The organism is Streptomyces sp. NPDC027962, from assembly GCF_055566095.1.
Genome location: NZ_JBVHTA010000030.1, coordinates 1 through 26,957, shown reverse-complemented (window position 1 = coordinate 26,957; position 26,957 = coordinate 1). Strand labels below are relative to the sequence as shown.

General features: G+C 72.0%; 19 protein-coding genes. 10 read left to right on the top strand and 9 right to left on the bottom strand.

Going from position 1 to position 26,957, the window contains the following annotated elements; translation table 11 throughout:
• The first annotated feature begins 19 nt into the window (after nucleotides 1–19).
• Together ACZ4SA_RS25195 and ACZ4SA_RS25190 are read left to right on the top strand one after the other, a co-directional pair.
• Nucleotides 20–943 (top strand): hypothetical protein, encoded by a 924-nt coding sequence (locus tag ACZ4SA_RS25195; RefSeq protein WP_468278513.1) that lies wholly within the window; start codon nucleotides 20–22, stop codon nucleotides 941–943.
• A 119-nt stretch (nucleotides 944–1,062) separates the two neighbouring features.
• A complete protein-coding gene (locus ACZ4SA_RS25190) occupies nucleotides 1,063–5,883 on the top strand; it encodes a coiled-coil domain-containing protein (RefSeq protein ID WP_468278510.1) in 4,821 nt (1,606 codons plus the stop codon).
• A gap of 124 nt (nucleotides 5,884–6,007) precedes the next feature.
• Here ACZ4SA_RS25190 and ACZ4SA_RS25185 read toward each other — a convergent pair whose 3' ends face one another.
• On the bottom strand, nucleotides 6,008–6,448 hold the full coding sequence (locus ACZ4SA_RS25185; protein ID WP_468278507.1) for a hypothetical protein: 441 nt from the start codon (nucleotides 6,446–6,448) through the stop codon (nucleotides 6,008–6,010).
• 448 nt (nucleotides 6,449–6,896) lie between these two features.
• Here ACZ4SA_RS25185 and ACZ4SA_RS25180 point away from each other — a divergent pair, with 448 nt between their 5' ends.
• Genes ACZ4SA_RS25180 through ACZ4SA_RS25165 form a run of 4 tightly spaced genes read left to right on the top strand, consistent with a single transcriptional unit; the run spans nucleotide 6,897 to nucleotide 11,215 of the window.
• The gene (locus ACZ4SA_RS25180; protein ID WP_468278504.1) at nucleotides 6,897–9,764 is read left to right on the top strand and encodes a sensor histidine kinase; all 2,868 of its coding nucleotides are present in this window, start codon (nucleotides 6,897–6,899) and stop codon (nucleotides 9,762–9,764) included.
• Nucleotides 9,761–10,216, top strand: a complete 456-nt coding sequence (locus ACZ4SA_RS25175; protein WP_468278501.1) for a roadblock/LC7 domain-containing protein — start codon at nucleotides 9,761–9,763, stop codon at nucleotides 10,214–10,216. Before ACZ4SA_RS25180 ends, ACZ4SA_RS25175 begins: the two co-directional genes overlap by 4 nt.
• An 8-nt stretch (nucleotides 10,217–10,224) precedes the next feature.
• Complete coding sequence (locus ACZ4SA_RS25170) at nucleotides 10,225–10,629, top strand: DUF742 domain-containing protein (RefSeq protein WP_468278498.1); 405 nt, start codon at nucleotides 10,225–10,227, stop codon at nucleotides 10,627–10,629.
• A complete protein-coding gene (locus ACZ4SA_RS25165) occupies nucleotides 10,610–11,215 on the top strand; it encodes a GTP-binding protein (RefSeq protein WP_468278495.1) in 606 nt (201 codons plus the stop codon). Before ACZ4SA_RS25170 ends, ACZ4SA_RS25165 begins: the two co-directional genes overlap by 20 nt.
• A 91-nt stretch (nucleotides 11,216–11,306) precedes the next feature.
• Here ACZ4SA_RS25165 and glpK read toward each other — a convergent pair whose 3' ends face one another.
• From glpK to ACZ4SA_RS25145, 4 genes are all read right to left on the bottom strand, one after another.
• Nucleotides 11,307–12,821: a glycerol kinase GlpK gene (gene glpK / locus ACZ4SA_RS25160; RefSeq protein WP_468278492.1), complete on the bottom strand. Its 1,515-nt coding sequence runs from the start codon at nucleotides 12,819–12,821 to the stop codon at nucleotides 11,307–11,309.
• Between the two features lie 45 nt (nucleotides 12,822–12,866).
• Nucleotides 12,867–13,628 (bottom strand): MIP/aquaporin family protein, encoded by a 762-nt coding sequence (locus ACZ4SA_RS25155; RefSeq protein WP_468278489.1) that lies wholly within the window; start codon nucleotides 13,626–13,628, stop codon nucleotides 12,867–12,869.
• Nucleotides 13,629–13,896: 268 nt separating this feature from the next.
• Nucleotides 13,897–14,247, bottom strand: coding sequence for an Mpo1-like protein (locus ACZ4SA_RS25150; RefSeq protein ID WP_468278487.1), 351 nt, complete (start codon nucleotides 14,245–14,247; stop codon nucleotides 13,897–13,899).
• 32 nt (nucleotides 14,248–14,279) lie between these two features.
• On the bottom strand, nucleotides 14,280–15,098 hold the full coding sequence (locus ACZ4SA_RS25145) for a M15 family metallopeptidase (protein ID WP_468278484.1): 819 nt from the start codon (nucleotides 15,096–15,098) through the stop codon (nucleotides 14,280–14,282).
• 60 nt (nucleotides 15,099–15,158) lie between these two features.
• Here ACZ4SA_RS25145 and ACZ4SA_RS25140 point away from each other — a divergent pair, with 60 nt between their 5' ends.
• Nucleotides 15,159–15,680 carry an NUDIX domain-containing protein gene (locus ACZ4SA_RS25140; protein WP_468278482.1) on the top strand — a complete coding sequence of 174 codons (522 nt, stop codon included), beginning with the start codon at nucleotides 15,159–15,161 and terminating at the stop codon, nucleotides 15,678–15,680.
• A gap of 71 nt (nucleotides 15,681–15,751) precedes the next feature.
• Here ACZ4SA_RS25140 and ACZ4SA_RS25135 read toward each other — a convergent pair whose 3' ends face one another.
• Complete coding sequence (locus tag ACZ4SA_RS25135; protein ID WP_468278479.1) at nucleotides 15,752–18,115, bottom strand: glycoside hydrolase family 31 protein; 2,364 nt, start codon at nucleotides 18,113–18,115, stop codon at nucleotides 15,752–15,754.
• A gap of 214 nt (nucleotides 18,116–18,329) precedes the next feature.
• Between ACZ4SA_RS25135 and ACZ4SA_RS25130 the strand changes: the two genes are divergently transcribed.
• Nucleotides 18,330–20,306, top strand: coding sequence for an acetoacetate--CoA ligase (locus tag ACZ4SA_RS25130; RefSeq protein ID WP_468278476.1), 1,977 nt, complete (start codon nucleotides 18,330–18,332; stop codon nucleotides 20,304–20,306).
• Between the two features lie 327 nt (nucleotides 20,307–20,633).
• Here ACZ4SA_RS25130 and ACZ4SA_RS25125 read toward each other — a convergent pair whose 3' ends face one another.
• Nucleotides 20,634–21,953 (bottom strand): aminotransferase class I/II-fold pyridoxal phosphate-dependent enzyme, encoded by a 1,320-nt coding sequence (locus ACZ4SA_RS25125; RefSeq protein WP_468278473.1) that lies wholly within the window; start codon nucleotides 21,951–21,953, stop codon nucleotides 20,634–20,636.
• A gap of 54 nt (nucleotides 21,954–22,007) precedes the next feature.
• Here ACZ4SA_RS25125 and ACZ4SA_RS25120 point away from each other — a divergent pair, with 54 nt between their 5' ends.
• Nucleotides 22,008–23,279, top strand: a complete 1,272-nt coding sequence (locus ACZ4SA_RS25120; protein WP_468278470.1) for an MFS transporter — start codon at nucleotides 22,008–22,010, stop codon at nucleotides 23,277–23,279.
• Between the two features lie 26 nt (nucleotides 23,280–23,305).
• Nucleotides 23,306–24,235, top strand: coding sequence for a hypothetical protein (locus ACZ4SA_RS25115; RefSeq protein WP_468278664.1), 930 nt, complete (start codon nucleotides 23,306–23,308; stop codon nucleotides 24,233–24,235).
• 68 nt (nucleotides 24,236–24,303) lie between these two features.
• Here ACZ4SA_RS25115 and ptsP read toward each other — a convergent pair whose 3' ends face one another.
• Together ptsP and ACZ4SA_RS25105 are read right to left on the bottom strand one after the other, a co-directional pair.
• The gene (gene ptsP / locus ACZ4SA_RS25110; protein WP_468278467.1) at nucleotides 24,304–25,974 is read right to left on the bottom strand and encodes a phosphoenolpyruvate--protein phosphotransferase; all 1,671 of its coding nucleotides are present in this window, start codon (nucleotides 25,972–25,974) and stop codon (nucleotides 24,304–24,306) included.
• Between the two features lie 74 nt (nucleotides 25,975–26,048).
• Nucleotides 26,049–26,498: a PTS sugar transporter subunit IIA gene (locus tag ACZ4SA_RS25105; protein ID WP_468278464.1), complete on the bottom strand. Its 450-nt coding sequence runs from the start codon at nucleotides 26,496–26,498 to the stop codon at nucleotides 26,049–26,051.
• Between the last annotated feature and the right edge of the window lie 459 nt (nucleotides 26,499–26,957).

Below are 26,957 nucleotides of genomic sequence, written 5' to 3'. Positions count from 1 at the left end.
CCCCCTAGGAGCACCTCCCGTGAGCGACCCCCACGTCGAGCCCTCCGGCGCGTGGAGCGACCCGGTCGCCCCGCAAGGCCCTCCGACCGGACCGATCTCCGCGACCGCCGTCACCGCCCCCGGTGTGACCCCCGCCGACGCCGCCGACGCCGCGCGCCTCGTCTCCTTCGGGCTCCAGCCCAAGCTGCTGCCGGCCCGCGACGCGGAGTACGCCGAACTGCTGCGCCGATACCGCGAGGACATGGCCTTCGCGCGTCTTGCCGACGCCGTCGCGACCGGCCTCGGCCTCGTTGTGCTGGAGGTGTCCCCCCGGGCCGGCATGGCCGTCACCGCCGGTGAGGACTCCGTCTTCGCGGTCCGGATGGGTGACTACGCCCGCCGGGCCTCCGCCGACTCCGCCGACCGCTTCCTGCACGGCCTGGCCCACCTCGCCGTCGCCGCCATGGCCTTCCCGCGACCGGAGGACCTCGCCGACGACGGATACATCGGCCGGCTCACCGTCAACGGCGTCGACGCCTTCGTCCGCCAGGCATGCCGGCGCCTCGAAGAGCGTGCCGACGAGCAGGGCGAGAACACAGACCCGGCCAGCGAAGCCCCGGGACTTGAGGCCGCCTGGCGGGTCTACGCCCGCCGCAGCGCCACCGGCGCCACCAAGGACGCCCGCCGCCTGGCGGGCTCGACCACCGGCATCGTCGGCAAGGCCGTCGCCTTCCTCACCGACTCCGGCTTCCTGCAGCGGACCGGTGACGATGCCGGAGGCGCGTACCGCACCACGGCCCGCTATCAGCTGCAGGTCCGCGACATGGCGGGCAGCGCCGCGATGGCCGAGCTGCTGGAGCTGGGCGTCGTCCCCGTCAGCGACGGTTCCGCCACGCTCGTGGCGCCTCCCGACGGTGACGACCTCGACGTGCCGGCCGACGCCGGACTGCCCTTCCACGGGTAGCGCGGGCCCGTTTCCGCGCAACTCCGGCCCGCCGCCGCATACCCGTCCCCGCCCGACTTCTGCCCGCCACCGCGTAACCGTTCAGACGAACGTATCGACGAAACCGAGAGTCCGCCGCCATGTACGAGTTGTCCCGGGTCCGCCTCTACTCCATCGGTCCTGCCGGTGCGCGCTACGCCGACACCGTGCTCGACCTGCGCGGAGTCGGCGAGCCCGTGCCCAACCCCGCCCCCACGCAGGCGGAGTTCTTCGAGGAGGAGCCGGTCGGTCCGCCGCGCCGCCCGGCGCCCGCGGGCGTGCTCTTCCTCGAGAACGGCGGCGGCAAGTCGGTCCTGCTGAAACTGATCTTCTCCGTGATGCTGCCCGGCCACCGCAACACGCTCGGCGGAGCCAGCTCGGGCGTGCTGCGCAAGTTCCTGCTCGCCGACGACTGCGGCCACGTGGCGCTCGAGTGGCAGCACACCCTGACCGGCGAGCTGGTCGTCGTCGGCAAGGTCAGCGAGTGGCGGGGACGCCAGGTGTCCAACGACCCGCGGAAGTTCGCGGAGGCCTGGTACTCCTTCCGTCCCGGCCCCGGACTCGGCCTCGACTCCCTGCCGGTCGCCGAGTCCACCGCCGTCCGTCCCCCCGTCGACGGCGCGTCGGGCGCCCAGGGCCGCCGGCGCACGATGAAGGGCTTCCGTGACGCCGTCACCGAGGCCGGCAAGGCGTATCCCCATCTCGACGTGTACTGGGAGGAGATCCACGACCGCTGGAACGAGCACCTCGGCGACCTCGGCCTCGACCCCGAACTCTTCCGCTACCAGCGGGAGATGAACGCCGACGAGGGCGAGGCGGCCGGCCTCTTCGCCGTCAAGAAGGACTCCGACTTCACCGACCTTCTGCTGCGCGCCGTCACCGACACCCGCGACACGGACGGCCTCGCCGACCTGGTCAGCGGATTCGGCAACAAGCTGGGCCGCCGCGCGGAGCTCACCGCGGAACGGGACTTCACCGCGGGCTCCGTCGACCTGCTCGGCCGCATCGTCGAAGCCGCCGAGACCCGCACCAGGGCGCGTGACGTCCACGCCGCCGCCGAGCGCCGCACCCGCACCCTGGCCCGTCGCCTCTCCGCCCGCGCCGCGAAGGAGAGGACCCGTACGGCGGACCTCGCCCAGCAGGTCACCGCTGCCGCGCACACGGTGACCGGTGCCGAGCAGGCACGCAACCGCAGCTCGCTGGTCGCCGCCGAACTGGCTTTCCGCCACGCGTCCCTGGCCCTGGCGGCCGCGGAGAAGGGCGCCGCCGCGCAGCGCCGGGAGCTCATCGACGCGCGCACGCTGCACTCGGCGTGGCAGGCGGCGGAGGCGGTCCTGCGGCACCGGGCGGCCGCCGACCGTTCCGCTCGCGTCGCCACGGCGATCCGGGAGGCGGAGCGGGACGCCGCCCCCGCGCTCGCCGCGCGGGCCAAGGCCGCCGGCGACCTCGTCCGCGCCCTGCACGCGGCGGCGGAGAACGGCGAACGCGTCGCCAACGAGGAGGAGGAGCGTTCCCGCGCCCTGCAGGAGGCCGGCGAGGCCGCGCACCGGGACGCCACCGCGGCCGCGACGGAGGCCCAGCGCGCCCGCAGCGAGATCGGCCACCTTCGTCAGCGGCTGACCGAGGTCGAGCAGGAGACAGCGGAGGCGGTACGGGCCGGATGGCTCGACGACACCGCCCCCGACGCCGACCCGGCCCGTGCCGCGCTGGCGGCGAGCGACGCCGAGAAGACGACCGTCGCCGCATGGGACGAGGCCCGCGAGGCCGCCCGCTCCTCTGCTGAGCGCGCAAGGGAGGCGGCGGCCGCGGAGAGCCGCGCGGAGCTCACCGCCGCCCGGGCGGCGGACGCCCGACAGGCAGCGGAGAACGCCTACGAGGCCGAGCGCCGCGCCGCCGAGTCCATCGCGCAGGACGAACGTCTGACGGACCTGCTGAGCCTGGCACCCACCACCACGCAGTCCCTGGTTCCGCAACCGCGCACCGCCGACCCGCTCGGCACCGGCGGGGCCGTTCCCGCAACCCACGGCGACGCCACCGCCGCCTTGCACGGACAGCTCGCCGCCGAGGGTGCTGCCCGCCGGGGCCCGGACGGCCGCCTCGCCCCGCCCCGCCGGCCCGGTGAAGGGCCCCTCACCGTCGCGGAGCTCGACGGATTCGCCGACGAACTGCGCGAACTGCTCGAGCAGTCCGTCGCCTCCGCGGAACGACAGCTCTTCGACCTGCGCACCGCCGCCGCCGACGACGCCCGCATTCTCGGCGCCCTCGGCGACGGAGGGCTGCTGCCGCCGGGCCCCGACGTCCTCGCCACCGTGGAACACCTGGGCGAGCACGGCATCCCCGCCCTGCCCGGCTGGCGCTATCTCGCACAGTCCGTCGACCCCGCAGACCACGCCGCCGTCCTGGCCGCACGGCCCGAGCTCGTCGATGGTGTGGTGATCACGGACCCGGCCTCGCACGCCCGCGCACGTGACGTCCTCGCCGGCGCGGCCCTGCTGCCCCGGTCCGCCGTGGCCGTCGGTACCGCCGCCGCGCTGCTCGCCCCCGTCCCGGAGCCGGGGACCGGCGACGACGGGGACGTGTTCCTCGTGCCGCCGAACCCGGCGATGCACGACGAACACGCCGCCGACGAGGAGCGCCAGGCGCTGCGCGCCAGGGCGAGCGCACGGGACGAGGACATCCGGGCGCTCGCAGCCCGCCTCACGGCCGACCGGGCCATCGCGGCGCGCCTCGGCGCGTGGCGCGCGGACTGCCCGCCCGGCATGCTCGCCGAGCTGGGCGAAGGCGCCCGTACGGCCCGCGCGGCCGCGGAAGAAGCGCAGGAAACGCTCGCAGAGGCCCGCACCGCCCGCGCCGAAGCCGAGGAGGCGGCGTCCGACGCCGCCCGAGTGCGCGACGAGCGGCAGGACGCCGCCCAACGCGCTCGACGGGCCGCGGACGCGCTCGCAGGTCTCGCGTTCCGACTGCGTGAACGGGCAGGATGGCAGGTGAAGCTCCGTGAACTCGCCGACGAGGCCGCCGAGTCCGAGGCCCGCGCCGCGACCTGCCTGGAGCGCGCGAAGGCCGCCGACGAGGACCGTCGCGCCGCGCAGCGCGCGGCGGACGACGCCCGCCGCACCGCCCGTGCGCTGCTGGCCGAGCGCGCCGAGATCGCCGGAGCGCCCGAGAACCTGCCGGAAGAGGACGGGACGACGCCCCGCCCCGCGCTGCCCACCCTGCGCGAGGCGTACCGCGCGGCCTCCCAGCTCTACGAGAAGGTCGGCGTCGGCGCGGATCTTCGCGCCGAGCAGGCCCGCGCCGAGAGCGACGAGAGCGCCGCCCTCGCGGAGCTCGACCGGCTCACGAACAAGGTCCGCACCCGCGCGGCCCAGCTCCTGGAGGGAACCGACGGCGCCGACGGCCCCTCCCGCCAGGCCGCCGCCGCCCGGGCCGAATCCCTGGTGCAGATGCTGGAGTCGCGTGCCTCGGAGGCGAGCGAGAAGCTCGGCCGGCTGCGCGGCGAGGCCGAGCGCCTCGCCCCCGCCGAAGGCGAGGCCCACACCGACCTGCCCGACGACCTCGTCCCTGCGGACGCGGAGCACGCCCAGGCCCTGCTGCGTACGGCCGCCGGCGAACTGGCCGCCTGCACCGACGCCTTGGAGACGGCACGCGCCGCGCACGCCGGTCTGCTCCATGCCCACCGGGCCGCGGAGGACGCTGTCGGCGGCTTCGAGGAGACGGCCGCGCTCCTGCGCGACCTGCTGCGCGACCAGCACCACGAGGACGAGACGCCGGACACGCCGGAGCCGTACCCGGGCACCCTGGAGGAGGCCCGCCACTTCGCGGCGGAGACACGCCGCTCGTTGCGCGGCTGCGCGACCGACCTGTCCGCGGCCGAGTCGGCCGTACGCGAGGCGAGCGACGTGCTCGTCCGGCACGCCAACTCCACCCGCTACGAGCAGGTCCGCACCCCAGCCCGCCAGCAGATCCGCGAACTGCCCGCCGCCGCGCTGCCCGAGCACGCGGCGAAGTGGGCGGAGGCGTTCGCGCCCCGGCTGCGCGTGCTCACCGACGAGCTGGAACAGCTCGAGCGTAACCGCGACACCATCGTCGACCGGCTGCGGGGCCTCGTGGAGTCGGCGCTGGCCACGCTCCGCTCCGCCCAGCGGCTCTCCCGGTTGCCCGAAGGGCTCGGCGAGTGGTCGGGGCAGGAGTTCCTGCGGATCAGGTTCGAGGAGCCGGACCAGGCGACGCTCGCGGAGCGGCTCGGCGAGGTCGTCGATGAGGCGACCCGCGCCGCGGTGAGGAAGAACTCGTCTGCCGCGTACGGCGAGGGCCGGCGCGACGGCATGTCGCTTCTGCTGAGGGGGGTTCAGGCGGCGCTGCAGCCCAAGGGCGTGGCCGTGGAGATCCTGAAGCCCGACGCGGTGCTGCGTGCCGAGCGTGTGCCGGTCGGTCAGATGGGGGACGTCTTCTCCGGCGGCCAGCTGCTCACCGCCGCCATCGCCCTGTACTGCACGATGGCCGCGCTGCGCAGCAACGACCGTGGCAGGGACAAGCACCGGCACGCCGGCACCCTGTTCCTCGACAACCCCATCGGCCGCGCCAACGCCACCTATCTGCTGGAGCTCCAGCGGGCGGTCTCCGACGCGCTCGGCGTGCAGCTGCTCTACACCACCGGCCTGTTCGACACGACGGCGCTGGCGGAGTTCCCCCTGGTGATCCGGCTGCGCAACGATGCGGACCTGCGGGCAGGTCTGAAGTACATCAGCGTCGAGGAGCATCTGCGTCCGGGCCTGCCGCAGGTGGATCCGGCGGGGGAGACCGTGCACGGAGAGATCACCGCGACCCGTATGTTCAAGCGCGCCCCGCTGCCCGCGCAGCAGCCGACCGGGGAGCCCGCCGAGGCCCGGCCGGCACAGCCGGCGGCGGGCCCGCAGGAGTAGCGCCGCCCGCGCCCCTGCCCACGCCGACCCGTCGGCGTGGGCCAACGGACGAGCCCGGCCCTATGGCAGGGCACGCGAGCCAGGCAAGATCCAAACGAAAGGCCCCGGGCCCGTAAGGCAGGCCCTACGCCTGGGAGAGGCTCCCCGTGCCGCGCCGCCGTATGTGCGTGGTCTCGCGCCCCGCGGCGCGGGCCGTCCGGCGGGCGCGGCGGCGCTCGCGGCGCAGTTGGCGCGCGGTGCTGCTCGGTGCGGACACCACGCCGTTCCGCTGGTTCCACACCTGGCGGGTCACCCACACGTCGAGTACCGCCCAGGTGGCGGCCACCGTGCTGACGATGCTGCTGAGCACCAGCGGGAAGGCCAGCCAGGCCCCTGTGAGCGTGAAGAGGAACGCCGCCATCGACTGGATCATCGTCAGCGACGCGATGATCACCGCGCGGACCGCCGCCGTACGGACAGGGTCGGCCATGCGCCGTCTGGCCACCGGCTCCTCGACCCAGAGCTGCCGCGGCACATGGGCGTCGTCCGCCGTCGGCGTCGCCTCTCGACGCTCGTCCGTGTCCATGCTTCCTGTCACTCCCCACCTCTGTCCGACATAGCGGTGGCCGCCCGGATTCGGTCGCCTTACTCCGGCTGCCCGCACAGCAGCCGCACAACCGCCGCAGAACCCGCCGCCCGAACCCCCGCCGACAACGGCCGAATTCCATGCGCGTGGCGACTGCGAACCTTCAACGCCCCTGTACAGAACGACGAATGAGCAGGCCGGATGATTCCCCGGGAGTGAAGAATTCCAGCCATCTGCCCTGGTCCGAAAAGTGGCGTGCCGCCGCTGTCGCCCGGCAGGCACAGAATGCCAACTCCCCGAATACCAGGACATCCCATGATCGAACGGTATTACGGAGGCCGAAAAGCGTCCGGACGTCTCTTCGAGTTGGTCGTGTGACAGTAGTAGGCTCACGCCGTTTGCTGTCGGAACACCACCCGCACCGTGCGGGGTCGATCAGGGGGAGGCCATGCGCTTTCGCGGGAAGTCCATCCGCCGGAAGATCGTGGCGCTGCTGCTCGTCCCCCTCGTGTCCCTGACGGCCCTGTGGGGCTTCGCGACCGTACTGACCGGTCGGGAGGCGAACCAGCTGCTCGACGCGAGCTCCGTCGCGGAGCAGGTCGGCAAACCCGTCCTCGACACGATCGACGTCGTCCAGAGGGAACGCAGGCAGACGCTGATCTACCTCGCCGACCGACGGGCCGCCGACGCACAACCGGCCCTGCGTACACGCCGCGCGGCCACCGACAACGCCCTCGCCGCGATCCGGGAGCAAGCGCGGCAGCCCTCGAACCACGACGACATGACCTCCGAGTCGGCGCAGCAACTGACGGCACTCCTCGACGCCTTCGATGGCATCGCAGCCCTGCGCCGGTCCGTGGACACCAACACCGTCACCCGCGCGGACGCCCTCGAGTTCTACAACCGGCTCGTCGACCCCGCGCACAGCTTCCTGCTGACCCTGCACGCCTTCGACGACGTCGAGATGGAACGCCAGGGACGCGCTCTGGTCGGGCTCTCCCGCGCCCGCGAGATGCTCTCCCGCGAGGACGCCCTCATCGCCTCCTCGCTGACCGCCCGGAAGATTACGGCCCCGCAGATCCGCGAACTCGCCGACCACGTCGCGCACCGGAAGGTCTACTACGCGTCGAACCTCGAGATGCTGCCGTCCCGGGAACGGGACACGTTCGAGCAGTACTGGAGCAGCCCGGAGACCGCGCCCCTGCGCGACACCGAGGAACGCATCATCGCCACCGGCCCGGCCGACAAGCTGCCGGCGTCGGACGCCGAACGCTGGCAGCAGGCCGCAACCCCGGTCCTCGCCCAGCTCGACCGCGAGGCCGCCGACGCCGGCGACCGCTATCAGGACCGGGTCGAGCCCGGCGCGTACCGGGTCCTTCTCCTGGCCGGAGTGGCAGGCGTCCTCGGGTTCCTGGCGCTGCTCGTCTCCGTGATCGTCTCCGTACGGATCGGCCGCGACCTGGTCCGCGACCTGTCCCGGCTGCGTAGAGAGGCCCACGAGGTCTCCGGCGTGCGGCTGCCCAGCGTGATGCGGCGCCTCGCCGCCGGCGAACACGTCGACGTCGAGACGGAGGCACCGCGCCTCGAGTACGAAAAGGATGAGATCGGCCAGGCCGGTCAGGCGCTGAACACGCTTCAGCGGGCGGCCGTCGAGGCCGCCGTCCGCCAGGCCGACATGCGGCGCGGGGTCTCCGAGGTGTTCGTGAACCTCGCCCGCCGCAACCAGGTCCTGCTGCACCGCCAACTCTCCCTCCTCGACCAGATGGAGCGGCGCACCGAGGACACGGAGGAACTGGCCGACCTGTTCCGTCTCGACCACCTCACGACCCGCATGCGCCGCCACGCGGAGGGCCTGGTGATCCTCTCCGGGGCCGCACCGTCGAGGCAGTGGCGCAAGCCCATCCAGCTGATGGACGTCGTCCGGGCCGCGGTGGCCGAGGTCGAGGACTACGAGCGCATCGAGGTGCGCAGACTGCCGCGGATCGGCGTCGGCGGGCCCGCGGTCGCCGACCTCACCCATCTCATAGCCGAACTCCTCGAGAACGCGACGGTGTTCTCTCCTCCGCACACCGGTGTGCAGGTCCTGGGCGAACGGGTGGCCAACGGCTTCACCCTCGAGATCCACGACCGCGGTCTCGGCATGGCGGCCGACGCGCTCCTCGACGCAAACCTGCGGCTCGCGGAGACCCCTGAGTTCGAACTCTCCGACACCGACCGGCTCGGCCTCTTCGTCGTCAGCCGTCTCGCCCAGCGCCAGAACGTCCGGGTATCGCTCCAGCAGTCCCCGTACGGCGGCACGACCGCCGTGGTCTTCATACCGGCGGCCCTGCTCACCGAGGCGCCGGAGACGCAGGGCACAGGGTTCCGTCTCGACCGCAAGAGCGACAGCGCGGCCGGACGGCGCGGCGACAGCAAGCAGGCTGCCCTGTCCCAGGTGCCGACCGGCCTGGCCGGCTCCGCCCTCCTCGACGGCCCAGTCGAACTGGAGGCACCGATCGGCGCGTTGGGCCTCGACGAGCGGGACCGTTCGCTGCTGGGCGACGACCGGCCCCCGTCCACGGACCCCGGCCGCCCAGCCGACCGGGAGGACGCCGAGAGCGAGCGGGGCGGCATCTTCCGCCCCCGCCGGCGTCACGGCGACGGGTCCGGCGAGCAGCACCAGCAGGCGCTGGCGCAGCCCCGCGAGCACCGCGCCGGGCCCGTGCCCCTGCCGCGGCGCAAGGCCCCGACGCTCGTCGCCGACCATGGCCGACGGGTCGACGAGCGTGGTGCGGCGGGACGTAATCACCCGGCCGAGGAGCCCGGACGGGCTGTGGAACCGACGCCGTTCGCCCGGCCGCCGCTCACGGCGGCGCCCACCCCGTTCCCGGAGGACCGCCGCGACCGCGCGAAGCCGAGGCCGCTGTCCGGCCCCGCGCCCGTGCAGCCCGCGCGGGAATCGGCACCGCTTCCCGACACCCGGCCGTCGCAGCCCGCAGGGCCGTCGCGCGATGCGCCCGGGCCGGACGGCGCGCCACCGCCGCTCGACGGCCTGCCACGCCGGGTCCGGCAGGCCAGCCTCGCGCCCCAGCTCAGGGCGTCGGCCGAACGCGACGGCGAGCAGACGGCCGTCCCTGCGGAACGCGGTGAGGCGGAGCGGGATGCGGAGGAAGTCCGCAGCCGTATGGCGTCCATGCAGCGCGGCTGGCAGCGCGGCCGCCGCCGCAACGCGGAGGACGCCGCAGCCGAACAAGGAAGTGACCTCGCCACCGGCGACGGCCGGTCGGCACCAGGATCGACATTCGACGGATCGACATCTGAGGGGGACGGTCGATGACCGCACCGCACGCCGCAGTAACCGACGCCAACGGCGGCCGGCTCGAGGCCCAGCGCTCGGGCGGGCTCAACTGGCTTCTCGACGAGCTGGTCGACCGCGTTGCCAGTATCCGCAAGGCCTTGGTGCTCTCCAGTGACGGACTCGCCACCGGCACATCCCGCGAACTGACCCGCGAGGACAGCGAGCATCTCGCGGCCGTCGCCTCCGGCTTCCACAGCCTGGCCAAGGGCGTCGGCCGCCACTTCGACGCCGGGCAGGTCCGCCAGACCGTCGTGGAGCTCGACGAGGCCTTCCTCTTCGTCACCGCCGCCGGCGACGGCAGCTGCCTGGCGGTGCTGGCCGAGGCCGACTCGGACGTGGGCCAGGTCGCCTACGAGATGACGCTGATGGTCAAGCGGGTCGGAGCCCACCTCGTCACCGCGCCACGGACCGGTCCGGCCGCCGGAGGGTGAGGGCGGCCATGAGTGACTCACTCCAGCATGGTCACAAGTCGCACCACTGGATAGACGCCGACGCGGGCCCGGTGGTGCGCCCGTACGCGATGACCCGCGGCCGCACCAGCCACGCGGGCCGCCACCGGCTCGACCTGATCGCCCTGGTCGTGCCGGAGGCCGCGGCCGACGACCCGGTCCGTGACCAGACGCTCTCGCCGGAGCACGTCGAGATCGTCGAACGCTGCGAGAATATCCCGCAGTCGATCGCCGAACTCGCCGCCGGCCTGGACCTGCCCGTCGGTGTGGTCCGCGTGCTCGTCGGCGATCTCGTCGACGACGCGCTCGTACACGTAACCCGTCCCGTTCCGCCGGCCGAGCTGCCGGACGTGAGTATTCTCCGCGAGGTGATCAATGGTCTTCGGGCGCTCTAGCCGCCGTAAGGCGCCGATCGAGCCGGTGACTCTGAAGATCCTGGTGGCAGGCGGCTTCGGCGTCGGCAAGACCACCTTGGTGGGCGCGGTCAGCGAGATCAAACCGCTGCGCACGGAGGAGACGCTCACCGAGGCCGGCAGGCCGGTGGACGACCTCGCCGGCGTCGAGACCAAGACGACCACCACGGTCGCCATGGACTTCGGACGCATCACCCTGCGCGAGGACCTGGTCCTTTACCTGTTCGGCACCCCGGGCCAGGACCGATTCTGGTTCCTGTGGGACGAGCTGGCGCAGGGCGCGCTCGGCGCCGTCGTCCTCGCCGACACACGCCGCCTCGAGGACTGCTTCGCGGGCGTCGACTACTTCGAACGCCGGGGCATCCCCTTCGCGGTCGCGGTCAACTGCTTCGAGGGGGCGGACCCTTTCCCCGCGGAGACCGTACGCGCCGCGCTCGACCTCGACCCCGAGGTGCCGCTGCTGATGGGCGACGCCCGCGAGCGGGAGTCCGTCAAGGACATCCTCGTCGCGGTCGTCGAGCACGCCCTGGCCCGCGCCGACCAGGTGCGCGAGCACGCCACGACCTGAGCTCATGACATGACACGGCCCGTACCCCCACCGACAGGGGTACGGGCCGTGGGCTCTGTGGGCCGGACGGCCCCGAACGGCCCCCGGCGGCTCAGCCCTGGCCGGCTTCCTCCTCCCAGCCGAAGCTCTTCTCCACCGCCTTGCGCCAGTTGTGGTACTCGCGCTCCCGGGCTTCCGCCTCCATCCGCGGCGACCACTCCACATCGCGCTGCCAGTGGGTCTTGAGCTCGTCCAGGCCGGACCAGACACCCGTGGCCAGCCCCGCCGCGTACGCCGCGCCGAGGCAGGTCGTCTCCGACACCTTCGGCCGGATCACCGGCACGGCCAGCACATCCGCCTGATGCTGCATCAGAAGACTGTTGGCCGTCATGCCGCCGTCGACCTTGAGCGTGGTGATCTGCACCCCGGAGTCCTGGTACATGGCGTCGACCACCTCACGCGTCTGCCAGCTGGTCGCCTCCAGGACCGCCCGCGCGAGGTGCCCCTTCGTCACGTACCTGGTGAGGCCGGTGACGACACCGCGGGCGTCGGAGCGCCAATAGGGGGCGTAGAGGCCGGAGAAGGCGGGCACGATGTACGCGCCGCCGTTGTCCTCCACGCTCGCGGCCAGCGTCTCGATCTCGGCGGCCGAGCTGATGATGCCGAGCTGATCACGGAACCACTGCACGAGGGCGCCGGTGATGGCGATGGACCCCTCCAGGCAGTAGACGGGTGACTCGTCGCCGATCTTGTAACCGAGCGTCGTGATCAGGCCGCTCTTCGAGGGGACGGGCCGGTTGCCGGTGTTGAGCAGCAGGAAGCTGCCGGTCCCGTAGGTGTTCTTGGCCGTGCCGATGTCGTAGCAGGCCTGGCCGAAGATCGCGGCCTGCTGGTCGCCGAGCGCGGAGGCCACCGGCACCCCGGCCAGTTGGCCGACGGCCGTCCCGTAGACCTCCGAGGAGGGCCGGATCTCGGGCAGCATCACCTTCGGCAGGTTCATCGCGGCAAGGATCTCCGCGTCCCACTCCAGGGTCCGGAGGTCCATCAGCATGGTCCGCGACGCGTTGGTCACGTCGGTGACGTGCACACCGCCGTCCGTGCCGCCGGTGAGGTTCCAGATCAGCCAGGAGTCGATGGTGCCGAACGCGATCTCGCCCCGCTCCGCCCGCGCGCGCAGCCCGGGCACGTCGTCCAGCAGCCAGGCGGCCTTCGGTCCCGAGAAGTAGCTGGCCAGCGGCAGACCTGTGGTGTCGCGGAAGCGGTCCTGCCCGTCCGAGCCGCCCAGCTTGTGGCAGAGAGCCGCCGTACGGGTGTCCTGCCAGACGATCGCGTTGTGCACGGGCTTTCCGGTGGCCCGGTCCCACAGCACCGTCGTCTCGCGCTGGTTGGTGATCCCGAGGGCGCTGAGCTGGTCGGCGCGCAGACCGGCCTTGGCGACGGCCCCGGCGACGACCGCCTGCACCTTCGACCAGATCTCGGTCGCGTCGTGCTCGACCCACCCGGGCCTGGGGAAGATCTGGCGGTGTTCGCGCTGGTCGACGGCGACGACGGCGCCGTCCTGGTTGAAGATGATGCAGCGGCTGGATGTGGTGCCCTGATCGATTGCGGCGACGAACCTGTCCGTCATGACGTCCCCTTCTCGAATCGGCCGGCCTGATCCAAACGAGAGGCCTCAGAAGGCCGCATTGAAGATGAGTCCGGCCAGCAGCGCTCCGACGAGGGGCCCGGAAACCGGCACCCAGGCGTAACCCCAGTCGGACGTCCCCTTGTTGGGGATCGGCAGCACGGCGTGCACGATCCGCGGACCGAGGTCGCGGGCCGGGTTGATGGCGTAACCGGTCGGCCCCCCGAGCGAGAGACCGATGCCGACGACCAGCAGCGAGACCAGCAGGATGGAGATGCCGGAGCCGTAGATTCCGGCGTCCTCGCCGGGAACTGGGCCGATGCCGATGCCGTCGTTCTTCCCGAACGCGAGAATCGGCAGTACCAGCCCCATCGTCGCGATGATCTCCGTGAGGGCGTTCGCCCACGGCTTGCGGATCTCCGGACCGGTGGCGAAGATCCCCAGCGTGGGCTGGGCGTTCTTGGCGTCGCCGTTCGCCTGGAACTGCGCGAAGTAGACGAGGTATGCCAGTACGGCGCCGACGATCGCGCCGATCATCTGCGACACGATGTAGAGCGGTACCTTGCTCCACTCCCCGGTGTCGACGGCGACCCCCACGGTGACCGCCGGGTTGAGATGCCCGCCGGACAGCGGTGCGGCGGTGTACGCGCCGGCCAGCACACCGAAGCCCCAGCCGAACGCGACGACGACCCAGCCCGCGGACTTCGCCTTGGAGTGATGCAGGGTGACGGCGGCGCAGACGCCGGCACCGAAGAGGATGAGAATCGCGGTGCCGATGACCTCACCGAGGAATATGTCTGCGTTGCTCATGGCGGCTCCTTGGCCCTCACCCGGGACATGGGCCCCGGCCCTCCGTGCAGGGTTCGTGCTCCATGTGCATGCCATAGCTATCCATGGCTGCGGAGCCGGAGGCAGGGCAAGTCCCTGCCACGCCCGGCGTCCGTGTTGAGCGTGGTGAGCGTGCGCGCCGACGTACGGCACTGCCGACGAACAGGCAGTTTTCACCGGCTGTGAGGGGGCGTCAAGGTCGCCTTCAGCATGCGCTGTCCAGGAGACAGGCAGCGCCCGGAACGAGCGGTCAGCGGTTCTCCGCCAGCCACTTGGCGGCGATCTCGGCCAGTTCGGCGTCCCTGCCGGCCAGCATCATCCCGATCATCTGGACGTCACCGCGCAACGACCACGCCGGATGCCCGAACGTCGCCGGGTTGTTCCCCTCGATGAAGAAGTGGGCAGGCCAAGCCGTCCCGTACCCGATCAGCGGCAGTGCGGCCGCGTAACGCTTCCGCCCGCGCGCCAGCCCGTACGCCGTGACCGCGAGCCCGGTCAGCGTGCCCGTCAGATGCACCCACCGGGTCGCCGCCCGCGAGTGCATTGCGACGTAGTAGGGCCAGAAATCCTCGTACGACTGGAAAGTCTGCTGCTGCGTCATGCCCGGCACGGTAGCCGCCGCCCGGCCCCGCGTCAGCCCGCCCGGTGACCTGCGACCGAACGCACCGCGACGGGGAAGTCGAAGTACGTGTCGGGGAACGGCTCCGGCTTGTACGTGAAGTGCCACCACTCCTCCGGCAGGTTCACGAAGCCGACCGCGGCGAGGGTGCTCCTCAGCAGGTCGCGGTCGGCGCGCTGCTTGCCGGTGATTCGTGGATCGTCGGTGTGCGAGAGCGTGTCGAAGCAGTCGTACCCGGTCCCCATGTCGAGCGAGTTGTCCGGGAACCGCTCGGCCTGCGGCGCGTAACAGGGCACGAGCGTCTCACCCGGCACGTACGGCCGTGCCGACAGGGCGGGCAGCTTCACGATCGTCAGGTCCACCGTGCTGCCGCGGCTGTGCCCGGACTTCTCCGCGATGTAGCCGTCCGTGAACAGGCGCGACTTGTCGACTTGGGGATAGAACTCCTTCTTCATCGCCTCGTCCTCGAGATCCTTCGCCCACCGCACGAAGTGGTCGACGGCACGCTGCGGCCGGTAGCAGTCGTACACCTTCAGCGAGTACCCCTGCCGCAGCAGTGCCGACTGCGCACGGCGCAGGGCCTGCGCCGCGGGCCGCGTGACGATGCAAACCGGCTGCCGGTAGCCGTCGACCGGCTCGCCCACGAAGTTGTGCGCCGTTGTGTAACGCATCTCCTGGATGATCGTCGGCGCCACGGCGCGCAGCGCCACGAACTCCCGTGGCGCCTTCGGTTCCGGAACTGCCTGGGCGGCGACGGGAGCCGTTGTGGTGACGGAGAGCAGAGCGGCGGTTGTGGCGGTCAGGGCACGCAAGGCGGAACCAAGTCGAGTCATGCGCCGACCGTTTACCAGTTGCCGGCCCGCCGGGAAAGAGTGATCGGATACAGTCCGCGCGTGTCCCAGGACTCCCACTGCGGCCACTGCGGGGCGCCGTACGGCTCCATCGCAGGCTGGCCCCGCACCTGTCCCGCCTGCGGCGAGATCGCCTACCGCAATCCGCTGCCGGTCGCCGTCGCTCTGCTGCCCGTCCACGACGAGCGCGGCACCGGCCTCGTCGTCATCACCCGCACCATCGAGCCCGCCCTCGGCGGAACCGCTCTGCCCGGCGGATTCATCGATCACGGCGAGGACTGGCGGCACGCGGTGGTGCGTGAGCTGCGGGAGGAGACCGGTATCGAGGCTCCGCAGCGCGACGTGCGGCTCGCCGACGCCCTCAGCTCTCCGGCCGGTCATCTGCTCGTCTTCGGGCTGCTCCCGAAGCGTCCGGCGGCCGAACTGCCACCGTCCACGCCGACCGACGAGACCGACGGCTGGCGGCTGCTGCGCGGTCCCGCGGACCTGGCTTTCCCTCTCCACACGATCGCGGCGCGGAACTGGTTCGCCGGCGTCTACACCGGTGAAGGCGCGCCCGGCTGAAGGCGCGCTTGTCTGGGGGCGGGGCTGTCCGAGGGCGGGCGCCCGTCGGCCACTCCCCAGCGGGGTCCCCGTCACTCCACTCCCCGCACCCGTACCGGCTCCTCGACCGCGACCGGCCCGCCGTCCGTGATCCGCTCCACCACGACCCGCCCGTTCATCAGGCGGGTCGTCCAGCGCTCGACCTCCGGCTCGGCCCATCCGTCCCCGGTGTCCCGGACCACCAGTCCGCCACCCGTACGACCCACGGCCGGCGCCCAGACCTCCAGCCCGGCCCTGCCCTGTCCGCCCCCCTCCCCGCCCGCCGTGTCGAGCACCGGCAGTACCGCACCCGCACGTGCGAGCACCGGGATCCGGGACAGCGGGGCGTCCACCAGCACCTGGCCGGGGCCGTCGTAGGCCGTGCCGGTGGCCGTGTCGTACCACCGGCCGCGCGGCAGCCGCACCGCACGCCGGTCCGTACCCTGCTCCAGGACCGGGGCCACGAGCAGCGAGTCGCCCAGCAGGAAGGCGTCCTCGCAGTCCCGCAGCGCCCGGTCCTCCGGGTATCCCCACCACAGCGGACGCACATAAGGCGCCCCGGTCAGCCGGGCCAGCTGAGCCAGTGTCACGAAGTACGGGCCGAGCCGCGCCCGCTCCTCCAGGGCGGCCCTTGCGTACGCCGCCACGTCGGGACCGTACGCCCGCGACGGAGCGGCCTCCTCCGTACGCAGCAGCGGCAGGTACGCCGCCAGTTGGAGCCGCCGCACATACAGCTCCGACGACGGCCCGCCGTCAACGCCCACGTCCGTTCCCGCGTACGGGACGCCGCACAGCCCGAGCCCCAGCACCATCGACAGCGTTGCCCGCAGCCCCGGCCAGCCCGCCGAGACCTCCCCGGACCAGGCGCCGCCGTACCGCTGCATCCCCGCCCAGCCGGAGCGGGACACCAGGAACGGCCGCTCGTCGGGACGCAGCCGGCGCAGCGCCTCGTACGCGGCCCGGGCCATCTGCAGGCCGTACACGTTGTGCGCCTCCCGATGGTCGCCGGGGCGCCCGTCCAGGGCGTGCCGGGACGATCGGGGGAGCGTCGAACCGGCGAAGGCCGCGTCGGCCACCGGCTCGTCCCCGTCGTGCCACACACCCGAGAAGCCCTGCGCGAGCCCCTCCTCGTACAGCTCTCCCCACCACTCGCGCACCCGCGGCTCTGTGAAGTCGGGGAAGACGCAGTCCTGCTGACCCGCCGTGCCCCGCACCTCGGCGCCCCTGGCGTCCCGCACGAACAGCCCCGCGGAGGACCCTCTGTCGTACACCGCCTCTCCCGGCACGACGCTCACCGCCGGGCCGACCGCACGGACCAGGCGCACCCCTTCCTCACGCAGATCCTTCGCGGTCTCCGTCAGCGAGGGGAAACGGTCGCGGTCGCCCGTGAGCCCGGACGGTCCGCCGTCGAAGCCGACGCCGGCAGGCCCGGCGACATGGACGGCCGACAACGGAAGGCCCAGCTCACGATGGGCGGCCGCGGCCCGGCGCAGCTCCTCCTCGCTGTCGGCCCGCACGACGTGGTGTGCGCCCAGCGCCCACGACGGGGGCGGCGCGGGCGCCCCCGTCAACTGCGCCCAGCCGAAGAGGACCCGCGCAGGCGTTCCCACCAGCACCCAGCTGCGCAGCGGCCCGCCCTCCATCCGCAGCTCGACGGTGCCGGGCCGGTCGTGGCCGGACCCTGCGCCCTCCTCGCCCTCACGGACGCCCACCGTGCCCTCCCACGTGTTGTCGTAGAAGGCGAGATGGGTCGCCGCGTCGGACACGACCAGTTGCACCGGCATGGTGATGGGCGCGGGGTCCGCCCCCGGACCGACCCCTGTCTGCGGCGGCGTGTTCCACAGCCGGTGGACACCGTCCCGCAGCCGGGGCCCCGATGCCCGCCCGCCGAGCCCGAACAGGCGTGCGTCGGCCGGGATCTCGCTGCGCTGCACCCAGCGCGCCGGTCCTCCTCCGACCGGCTCCCACCAGCGCGGCGGCAGCTCCCGACGCAGCACCACACCGCCCGGCGTGCGGATCGCCACCCCCCCGTGCCGCGAGACCTCGACCGTCAGCCGCTCGGAGACCACCCGCCAGCCGCCGTCCTTGTCCGGCTCGAGCTCCGCCCGCGCGTCGGGCTCGGGAGGAGCACCGGCCAGGGCGTAGGAGGGCTCCGGCAGCGCACCGTCCCACCCCAGGCACACCGCCCCGCCCGCCGTCACCACGACGCGTAGCTCGGAACGGGCGAACCGTACGATCCCTCCACCGGGCAGCGGCTCCGCGCCGGTCGCCGGACCCGGCACTCTGGCCCGCTCCGGGCCCCTGGCCGGCAGGCCGACGGCATCGGCCCGGTGCCTGCGCCAGGCCGAGCGGGCGGCCCGCAGCCCCTGTGCCGTAGCGAACGTCCTCACCGAGCGCACCAGATCACGACCGTCCATGCGGATCACCCTGCCATCCGAGAACGGACACAGATGCGCTGTTCAACTGCCGTTCACCCGTGGTGGGAGCACATATTCGCCAAGCTGACCATGGGGGGTCAGCCCTGGTGCGAAAGACGATCACATGGCATCGTCCTGTCAGCCGCGTCCGCGCACACCCCGCCCGTGCGCGGCGCACGCAGACACCGCGTAGAGCCAGCCCGGGAGCCGATCAATGACCTCAAGCGCGAACCCTGCCCCTCTCTGGCAGCCCGACCCCGACCGCATCGCCGCCGCCCGGATCACCCGATTCCAGGCCTGGGCCGCCGAGCGCCACGGGGCTCCCGCCGAGGGCGGTTACCACGCGCTGCACCGCTGGTCCGTCGACGAGCTGGAGACGTTCTGGCAGGCGGTCGCCGAATGGTTCGAGATCCACTTCTCGACCCCGTACTCGCGCGTCCTCGCCGATCGCGCGATGCCCGGCGCCCAGTGGTTCCCCGGCGCAACCCTCAACTACGCCGAGCACGCCCTGCGCACCGCCGAAGACCCAGCGCGTGCCCATGATCCCGCGCTGCTGTATGTGGACGAGGCACATGAGTCGACGCCCGTCAGCTGGTCCGAGCTCCGGCGCCAGGTCGGCGCGCTCGCCGCCGAGCTGCGCGCCCTCGGCGTCCGCCCGGGGGACCGCGTCAGCGGCTACCTCCCCAACATCCCGCAGGCTGTCACCGCGCTCCTCGCCACCGCCGCCGTCGGAGCGGTGTGGACCTCTTGCGCCCCCGATTTCGGCGCCCGCAGCGTCCTCGACCGCTTCCAGCAGGTCGAGCCCGTTGTCCTGTTCACCGTGGACGGCTACCGCTACGGCGGCAAGGAGCACGACCGCACGGAGACCGTCGCCGAGCTCCGCCGCGAACTGCCCACCCTGCGTGCCGTCGTCCACATCCCGCTGCTCGGGACCGGCACCCCCGAGGGCGCCCTCGACTGGGCCGCGGTGACCGCGGGAGATGCCGAGCCGGCCTTCGAGCAGGTCCCCTTCGACCACCCGCTGTGGGTGCTGTACTCCTCCGGCACCACCGGCCTGCCCAAGGCCATCGTCCAGTCCCAGGGCGGCATCCTGGTGGAGCATTTCAAGCAGCTCGGCCTCCACTGCGACCTCGGCCCCGGCGACCGGTTCTTCTGGTACACCTCCACCGGCTGGATGATGTGGAACTTCCTCGTCTCCGGCCTGCTCACCGGCACCACCGTCGTCCTCTACGACGGCAGCCCCGGCTACCCCGACACCGGTGCCCAGTGGCGTGTCGCGGAACGCACGGAAGCCACCTTGTTCGGCACCTCCGCCGCGTATGTCATGGCCTGCGCCAAGGCCGACGTCCACCCAGGACGGGACTTCGACCTCTCCCGCGTCAAATGTGTCGCCACCACCGGCTCCCCCCTGCCGCCCGACGGCTTCCGCTGGCTGCACGACGAGGTGGCGGACAACCTGTGGATCGCCTCCGTCAGCGGCGGCACCGACGTGTGCAGCTGCTTCGCCGGGGCCGTGCCCACGCTCCCCGTGGAAATCGGCGAGCTGCAGGCCGCGTGCCTCGGCACCGACCTGCAGTCCTGGGATCCGCAGGGCAAACCGGTCATCGGCGAGGTCGGCGAACTGGTGGTCACCAATCCGATGCCCTCCATGCCGATCCGGTTCTGGAACGACCCCGACGGCAGCCGCTACCGCGACAGCTACTTCGAGATGTACCCCGGCGTGTGGCGTCACGGAGACTGGATCACCATCACCGACCGCGGTTCCGTGATCATCCACGGCCGCTCCGACTCCACGCTGAACCGCCAAGGGGTCCGCATGGGTTCGGCCGACATCTACGAGGTCGTCGAACGCCTCCCCGAGATCCGCGAGTCGCTCGTCATCGGCCTCGAGGAGCCGGACGGCGGCTACTGGATGCCGCTCTTCGTCCACCTCGCCGGAGGCGCCGTCCTCGACGACGGCCTGCGCACCCGCATCAAGCAGTCCATCCGCGAGAATCTCTCGCCGCGACACGTCCCCGACGACATCATCGAGGTCCCCGGCGTTCCCCACACCCTCACCGGCAAGCGCATCGAGGTCCCGGTCAAGCGACTCCTCCAGGGCACTGCGCTCGCCAAGGCGGTCAATCCGGGCTCCGTCGACAACCTCGAACTACTCCGGTTCTACGAGGAGATCGCGCGCACCCGCAAGTAGACGTTCCTTCGAGGGGATCGTGCACCCGCGAGGGCCTCTCGTTCGGATCTTGCCGGGCTCGCGTGCCCTGGCACCGCGCCTCGCTGCGTGTGGTCGGTCGGCATGGCTCCGCCATGCCACCTCCTACGCCTTCGGCGTGGGAGGTGCCCCCTCCGCCTTGCGATCCGTCCCCTGGGCCCCGGCGGGCCCGGAGCCCCATGCGCCAGACACCCTCCCCCCTACCTCCCCCTACGCCCTGCGGGCGTGGTGGGACCCCCACTCACTGATCCGGCCTGGTCCAAACGACAGACCCTCTCCGGCTCAGGTCACCAGTAGACACGACCGCCGTCAACCTCCGTACGTGGTCTCGGACTCGCCCAGCACGCAGGCGAAGTCCGAGGCCAGCCGGGCCGCGTCCGCCGGCCGCAGGCCGGCGGACGTGATCCGCACCCCGGGGGGCGCCGAGAGCCGGAACCGCGCCCCGGCCGCGACCCACCAGCCCCGCGAACGCAGTCCGTTCACGACCGCGGACTCGTCGCGGACGGGTACCCACACATTCATCCCGCTCACGCCGTGTGCCTCCACCCCCTGTGAGGCCAACTCGGCCATCAGCGCCCGCCGTCGCTCGCCGTAGGCGGAGCGGGCGCGGGCCACCAGGGCCTTCGTGTCGGCGTCGGTCATCAGGCCGAGGACCGTGCGCTGCAGCAGATGACTGATCCACCCCGACGTCAGTAGCAGCCGCCCGTCGTGACGCGCCAGCGTCGTCGGGTCGCACGCCGCCGCGGCCCACCGCAAGTCCGTTCCCAGGAACTTGGTGACGGTCCGCACGTGGGCCCACCGCGCGAGACCACCGGACGCCAGTGAATGGAGCGGCGCGCCCGCGATGTCCGGGGCATGGTCGTTCTCGATCACCAGCACATCCGGCGCCCGCCCCAGCACCGCCACGAGCGCGTCGCGCCGCGCGGCCGAGAAAGCCCCGCCGTACGGATTCTGGGCGCGCGGGCTGCACACCACGGCGCGCGCGCCCGCTCGCAGTGCCGCTTCGAGCGCCTCGGGCCGCATCCCCTCGTCGTCCACGGCAACGGCCACTGACCGCAGCCCCAGGGCCTGCACGAGATCGAGCAGATGGTGGTAGCCGGGGTCCTCCATGGCGACAGCGTCACCCGGCCGCAGATCGGTGGACAGCAGACGTGCCACGCAGTCGAGCGCCCCGTGCGCGAAGGTGACGTGCTCGACCGGCACGCCCGCCTCTCCGATCCAGGCCCGGACCGCCTTCTCCAGCTCCGGCAGCCGAGGCGTCGCACGGTGCGAGCGGACACCGGCCGAGAGCCGGCAGGACGGCACCAGATCCGGCAGGAACGCCGGGTCGGGGTGACCGCCGGCCAGATCCCGCAGACCCTGCGGCACCTTGGGTGGCCGCCGGGAGGCGACCGAAGGAGCCGCCGCAACGATCGTGCCGCCGCGGCCCCGGGTGACGACGAGCCCGCGCCGCCGCAGCTCCTTGTAGGCCGTCGCCACCGTGCCCGGGCTGACGGACAGGTCGTCGGCGAGCCTGCGCACCGGGGGGAGCGCGTCTCCCGGCCCCAATATCCCCTCAGCCACCGCCCGTTCGGCGGAGGCGGCGATAGCGCTGGCGGTCCTACCCGAGATCGAATATTGTGCTGCCACGTTCCAAATTATGTACCGATACATAATTTGCGTCAAGGCCGAGGGGGAGAAACGGTGAGCCACGAGCAGCGTCGGCGCACACTCGAAGAACGCATACCAGGAGGCCGCGACGGCCGCCGCATGCTCTGGACGGCTCTCGTCGACAAGACCGGCAACGGTCTGTGGGCAGCCACCGCGGCGCTCTACTTCACCTACGTCACGGGCCTCACCATCGCCCAGGTGGGCATCCTCATCGCCGTCTCCGCCGGCATCGGAGTCGCCGGAGCCCCCATCGCCGGACGCCTCGCCGACCGGATGTCCCTCAACCACCTACTGATCGCGATGCAACTGCTGCGCGCGGCGGCCGGACTCTGCCTCCTCACCACCGACCAGTACGCACTGCTGATCGCCTTCTCCGCTGCCGGCAGCTTCGGCGACCGCGCCTCCAGCGTCCTGACCAAGCTGTACGCCGCACGCATCGCGGGCCCCGACCGCGTGCGCTACCAGGCCGTGAACCGTACCGTCTCCAACATCGGCTTCGCCGTCGGAGGCCTCGCGGCGGCAGCGGCTCTCGGCGTCGGCACCACCCTCGCCTACCAGTGCCTGGTCATCGGCAACGGCATCGCGTCTCTCACGGCGGCCCTGCTCATCGTGCGCTGTGGCGAAGCGCCCACGCCCGCGTCACGGCCCAGCGGTGGCGACGCCACCGCCCCCGCACGGCCCACCGGCCCCTGGCGCGACCGCACCTATCTGCTCTACACCGCGACCGAAACCCTCCTGCTGCTCGACGACGCCGTCTTCAAGGTCGGACTCCCGCTGTGGATCGCGCACGCCACCGACGCACCGCACGGCCTGGCCCCGCTACTGCTCGTGCTCAACAACGTGATGGTGGTCGTTCTCCAGATCCCCCTCGCCCGATTCGGCGCCACCAGCCACGCCGCCCGCCGGCTTCTCACACCCCTCGCCGCAGCATTCGCGGTCGGCTCCCTCGCCCTCAGCCTCTCGACCGTCGGAGGAGTATGGGGCGCCACGATCAGCCTCACCGTCGCCGCAGTCGCCCTGACCTTCGCCGAAATGCTGCACGCCACCGCGTCCTGGGAACTGTCCGTCGCCCTCGCACCGGACGAAGCCCAGGGCGCCTACCTCGGCGTCCATGGCCTGGCCAACTCGGCCCAGCGCAGTCTCGGCCCGCTCGTCATGACCGCCACCATCGCCGCAGGCCCTGTCGGCTGGGCCCTGTTCGGCACCGGCCTCTGCACGGTCTGCCTCGCCCAGAGCCGACTCGTACGCGACAGGCTGCCGGGGCCGGCATTGTCAGTGCCTCCCACTACCGTGAGTCACGAATGATCGACAGTGCACTGGGGGAAATCGGCATGGCGCACATCAAGCAGTCCAGGCAGTCCAGGCAGTCCAAGCAGCCCGGCAGCAACGCGGCAATGCGGCGCGCCCTGCGCCGAGAAGTCCCGAGCACCGTCGGCATCCTCGCTGACGAACAGGACTTCACGGCCATGCGCCGCTACCGCAGCTTCGCGTTCGACGACTACACCACCTATCTTCGGCAGTCGGAGCAACTGCTCAAAACCCTGACTGCTCAGCAACTGCACACATCCGTGGCCCTCTTCGACCCGGACGAGTTCGCCGAGTACTGCGCGGAAGCCGGCATCGACGCCGACGCCCCGGCGGGCCGCAGCCTCTTCACCGCAGAGCTCGCCGGCCGCGGCACAGGCGTCGCGTACACGGGGCAGCAGCCGCTGCGCACGCTGCTGCCCCTTCTCATCAACAAGGCGGTCCGTCAGGCCACGTGGGAGTACGCCACCATGCTCCTCGCCGACCTCGGCGCGTGCGCCGACTGCGGACAGGACATCGGAAGGTCCGCGTTCGACAAGGCCTCCCGCATGCTGATGCGCCTGCTCGAGGTGGCCGGACCCGGCACGCACCATCTCGTCTGCAGCGTCCCAGGTCCGGACGAACAGCTTCTCGCCGTTCTCCACGCGCAGGGCAGCCCGTCGTCGTCCGCACAGATCGACGCTGCGGAAGGCGCGGAGTTCGTCACCGTCCTCGCGGCGGGCATCGCCCTCGAAACCAACGGGGGAGTGGTGCTCCGCACCAGTACCCCCGGCACCCCCGACCATCTCCACGGCTGGCGGCTCCACCGGGGCCGTCTCGACCCGCTCACCGCCGGCGAGGTGTTCAGCGCCTACTGCACCGACTCCGCCACCGGCGATCCCCTGTCCCCGGAGCCCGGCGTCGAATACTGCGCGGGCTTCCCCGTCACCACCGACGACCCGGAGAGCCACCACTGACACCGAAGGGGGCTTCCCGCCGTCGGCGGAAAGCCCCCTGTCACGCACCGGCGCCGTGCCGCACCCGACTACTCGCCGGACAGCACCGCCTGCGCGGCCCCCCGGGCCTCCTCGGCGGTGTCCGCAGCACGCGCCGCCGCGGCAGCACGCTCGCACTGCGCCATCGTGTACTTCGCGAGCGTCGCCCGCACATAGGGAATCGACGCGGCGCCCATCGACAGCGACGTCACACCCAGACCGGTCAGCACACACGCCAGCAGCGGATCGGAGGCAGCTTCACCACACACACCACAGCTCTTGCCCTCGGCCTTGGCAGCCTCCGCGGACAGCGCCACCAGGTCGAGCAGCGCGGGCTGCCACGGGTCCTGCAGCCGTGAGACGGCACCCACCTGCCGATCGGCGGCGAAGGTGTACTGCGCGAGGTCGTTGGTACCGAGCGACAGGAACTCGACCTCCTGCAGAATCGAGCGCGCGCGCAGCGCGGCGGACGGAATCTCCACCATCGCCCCGAACTTCGCCCGCAGGCCCGCCTCCCGGCACGCGTCGGCGAAAGCCCTGGCGTCCGTACGGTCCGCGACCATCGGCGCCATGACCTCGAGGTACACGGGCAGCCCCTGCGCGGCCTTCGAAAGCGCCGACAGCTGTGTCCGCAGCACCTCCGGGTGGTCCAGCAGTGAGCGCAGACCGCGCACACCGAGCGCGGGGTTCGGCTCGTCGGCCGGGGTCAGGAAGTCGAGCGGCTTGTCCGCGCCGGCGTCCAGCACCCGCACGACCACCCGCCCCTCAGGAAAGGCCTCGAGCACCTTGCGGTACGCCTCGACCTGCTTCTCCTCCGACGGGGCCTGCTTGCCGTCGTCCAGGAACAGGAACTCCGTACGGAAAAGACCGACACCCTCGGCGCCGGCGTCCACGGCCGCAGGCACATCCGCGGGGCCGCCGACGTTCGCCAGCAGCGGCACCTTGTGCCCGTCGGACGTCGCCCCCGGTCCGGTGGAGGCGGCGAGGGCCGCCCGGCGCTCCGCCGCGGCCTGCTCCATCTGCTCGCGCTTCTCGTCGCTCGGCTCCACGAAGATCTCCCCCGTGCTGCCGTCGACGGCGATCAGCGTGCCCTCGGCGATCTCACCCGCGCCCGGCAGAGCGACCACCGCAGGCACCCCGAGCGCCCGCGCCAGAATTGCGCTGTGGCTCGTCGGCCCGCCCTCCTCTGTGACGAACCCGAGCACCAGCGCCGGGTCCAGCAGCGCGGTGTCCGCCGGCGCCAGGTCCCGGGCGATCAGTACATACGGCTCGTCACTGTCGGGAACGCCGGGCATCGGCACGCCCAGCAGCCGCGCCACGATCCGGTTCCGCACGTCGTCCAGGTCCGCGACCCGCCCGGCCAGATACTCACCGGCACCGGCCAGGAGGGCCCGGTAGGCGGCGAACGCGTCGTACACCGCACGCTCGGCCGTGCTGCCGACCGCGATACGGCGCTCGACATCGGCCATCAGTTCCGGGTCCTGCGCCATCATGGCCTGTGCCTCGAGCACCGCCTGAGCCTCGCCGCCGGCCAGATTGCCGCGGGCAATCAGGTCGGCGGACACGGCCTCGACAGCCTGACGGGCGCGCCCCTGTTCGCGCCCCGCGTCCTGTGCCGGGATCTGCTTGGCCGGCGGTTCGAGAACCGCCGTGCCCATGTGCCGCACCTCGCCGATCGCCACACCGTGGCTCACGCCGACGCCTCGCAGCGTTGTCTCCATTTCACCGTCTCCGATAGAGCGACGATCCGTGCCGCCGCGATGAATCTCCGACCCGCCGTCACCGGCGTCGGCGGTCACTGCCAGCCGAAGAGGCTGTCGCCGGCCTCTACTTCGCCGTCCTCGCGGAGCCCGGACAGCGCATCGGGGGTGGCCTCGAGTGCCACGACCGGGCAGATGGCGGACTTGCCGGCAGCCTCCACGGCTGAAGGGTCCCAGCGCACCACGGCCTGACCGCGGCGCACGGTGTCCCCCTTGTTGACGAGCAGCTCGAAGCCCTCGCCGTTCAGCTGCACGGTGTCGATACCGAGGTGCGTCAGCACCCCGTGGCCCTGGTCGTCGACGACAACAAAGGCATGCGGGTGCAGCGACACGATGATGCCGTCGACGGGAGAGAGTGCCTCCGACGGCTCACGCACGGGGTCAATGGCTGTCCCGGGCCCGACCATCGCACCGGAGAACACCGGATCGGGCACTGCGGCGAGTCCGATGGCTCGTCCGGCAAGAGGGGACGTCACTGCGGTCATGGAGCCTCCCAGGGGCGGAGATTCGTTCGGCGCCGACACGGCGTGCCGTGGTCGACGCACTGTTTCAGAAGGGTAGGTCATGAGAAGTCCTAGTTCCGTCTGAGACCTACCAGTTGACGGCCTAGGGGCACACCGGACGGATTTGCCTCATCTGTCGGTAGACCTGTACTGTCGTAGCCCTGCCTGACCCCAACGCGACGCTGAGTCGGGGGTCGCCAGTAGCGCTTGTCAAGCCGGATCCTAACTGGTCTAAACCACTGCTGACCCTTGGGGTGCCCGCAGGGTGGTGGTCAGAAGGGCCGAGGAAGCCTGATAGTGTTGGAAACACCGAAGGGAAGCGCCCGGAGGCCCGCGAAAGGGGCCGAAGGAAGCGTCCGTTCCTTGAGAACTCAACAGTGTGCCAAAAATCAACGCCAGATATGTTGATACCCCGTCCGTCTTCGGATGGTCGAGGTTCCT

What these genes read in the sequence shown, in the direction of transcription:
- ACZ4SA_RS25145 (WP_468278484.1), bottom strand. Translation starts at nt 15,098, where the DNA reads ATGACTCGACTTGGTTCCGCCTTGCGTGCCCTGACCGCCACAACCGCC.
- ACZ4SA_RS25190 (WP_468278510.1), top strand. Translation starts at nt 1,063, where the DNA reads ATGTACGAGTTGTCCCGGGTCCGCCTCTACTCCATCGGTCCTGCCGGT.
- ACZ4SA_RS25180 (WP_468278504.1), top strand. Translation starts at nt 6,897, where the DNA reads ATGCGCTTTCGCGGGAAGTCCATCCGCCGGAAGATCGTGGCGCTGCTG.
- ACZ4SA_RS25150 (WP_468278487.1), bottom strand. Translation starts at nt 14,247, where the DNA reads ATGACGCAGCAGCAGACTTTCCAGTCGTACGAGGATTTCTGGCCCTAC.
- ACZ4SA_RS25155 (WP_468278489.1), bottom strand. Translation starts at nt 13,628, where the DNA reads ATGAGCAACGCAGACATATTCCTCGGTGAGGTCATCGGCACCGCGATT.
- ptsP (WP_468278467.1), bottom strand. Translation starts at nt 25,974, where the DNA reads ATGGAGACAACGCTGCGAGGCGTCGGCGTGAGCCACGGTGTGGCGATC.
- ACZ4SA_RS25185 (WP_468278507.1), bottom strand. Translation starts at nt 6,448, where the DNA reads ATGGACACGGACGAGCGTCGAGAGGCGACGCCGACGGCGGACGACGCC.
- glpK (WP_468278492.1), bottom strand. Translation starts at nt 12,821, where the DNA reads ATGACGGACAGGTTCGTCGCCGCAATCGATCAGGGCACCACATCCAGC.
- ACZ4SA_RS25105 (WP_468278464.1), bottom strand. Translation starts at nt 26,498, where the DNA reads ATGACCGCAGTGACGTCCCCTCTTGCCGGACGAGCCATCGGACTCGCC.
- ACZ4SA_RS25135 (WP_468278479.1), bottom strand. Translation starts at nt 18,115, where the DNA reads ATGGACGGTCGTGATCTGGTGCGCTCGGTGAGGACGTTCGCTACGGCA.
- ACZ4SA_RS25115 (WP_468278664.1), top strand. Translation starts at nt 23,306, where the DNA reads ATGGCGCACATCAAGCAGTCCAGGCAGTCCAGGCAGTCCAAGCAGCCC.
- ACZ4SA_RS25170 (WP_468278498.1), top strand. Translation starts at nt 10,225, where the DNA reads ATGAGTGACTCACTCCAGCATGGTCACAAGTCGCACCACTGGATAGAC.
- ACZ4SA_RS25130 (WP_468278476.1), top strand. Translation starts at nt 18,330, where the DNA reads ATGACCTCAAGCGCGAACCCTGCCCCTCTCTGGCAGCCCGACCCCGAC.
- ACZ4SA_RS25175 (WP_468278501.1), top strand. Translation starts at nt 9,761, where the DNA reads ATGACCGCACCGCACGCCGCAGTAACCGACGCCAACGGCGGCCGGCTC.
- ACZ4SA_RS25165 (WP_468278495.1), top strand. Translation starts at nt 10,610, where the DNA reads ATGGTCTTCGGGCGCTCTAGCCGCCGTAAGGCGCCGATCGAGCCGGTG.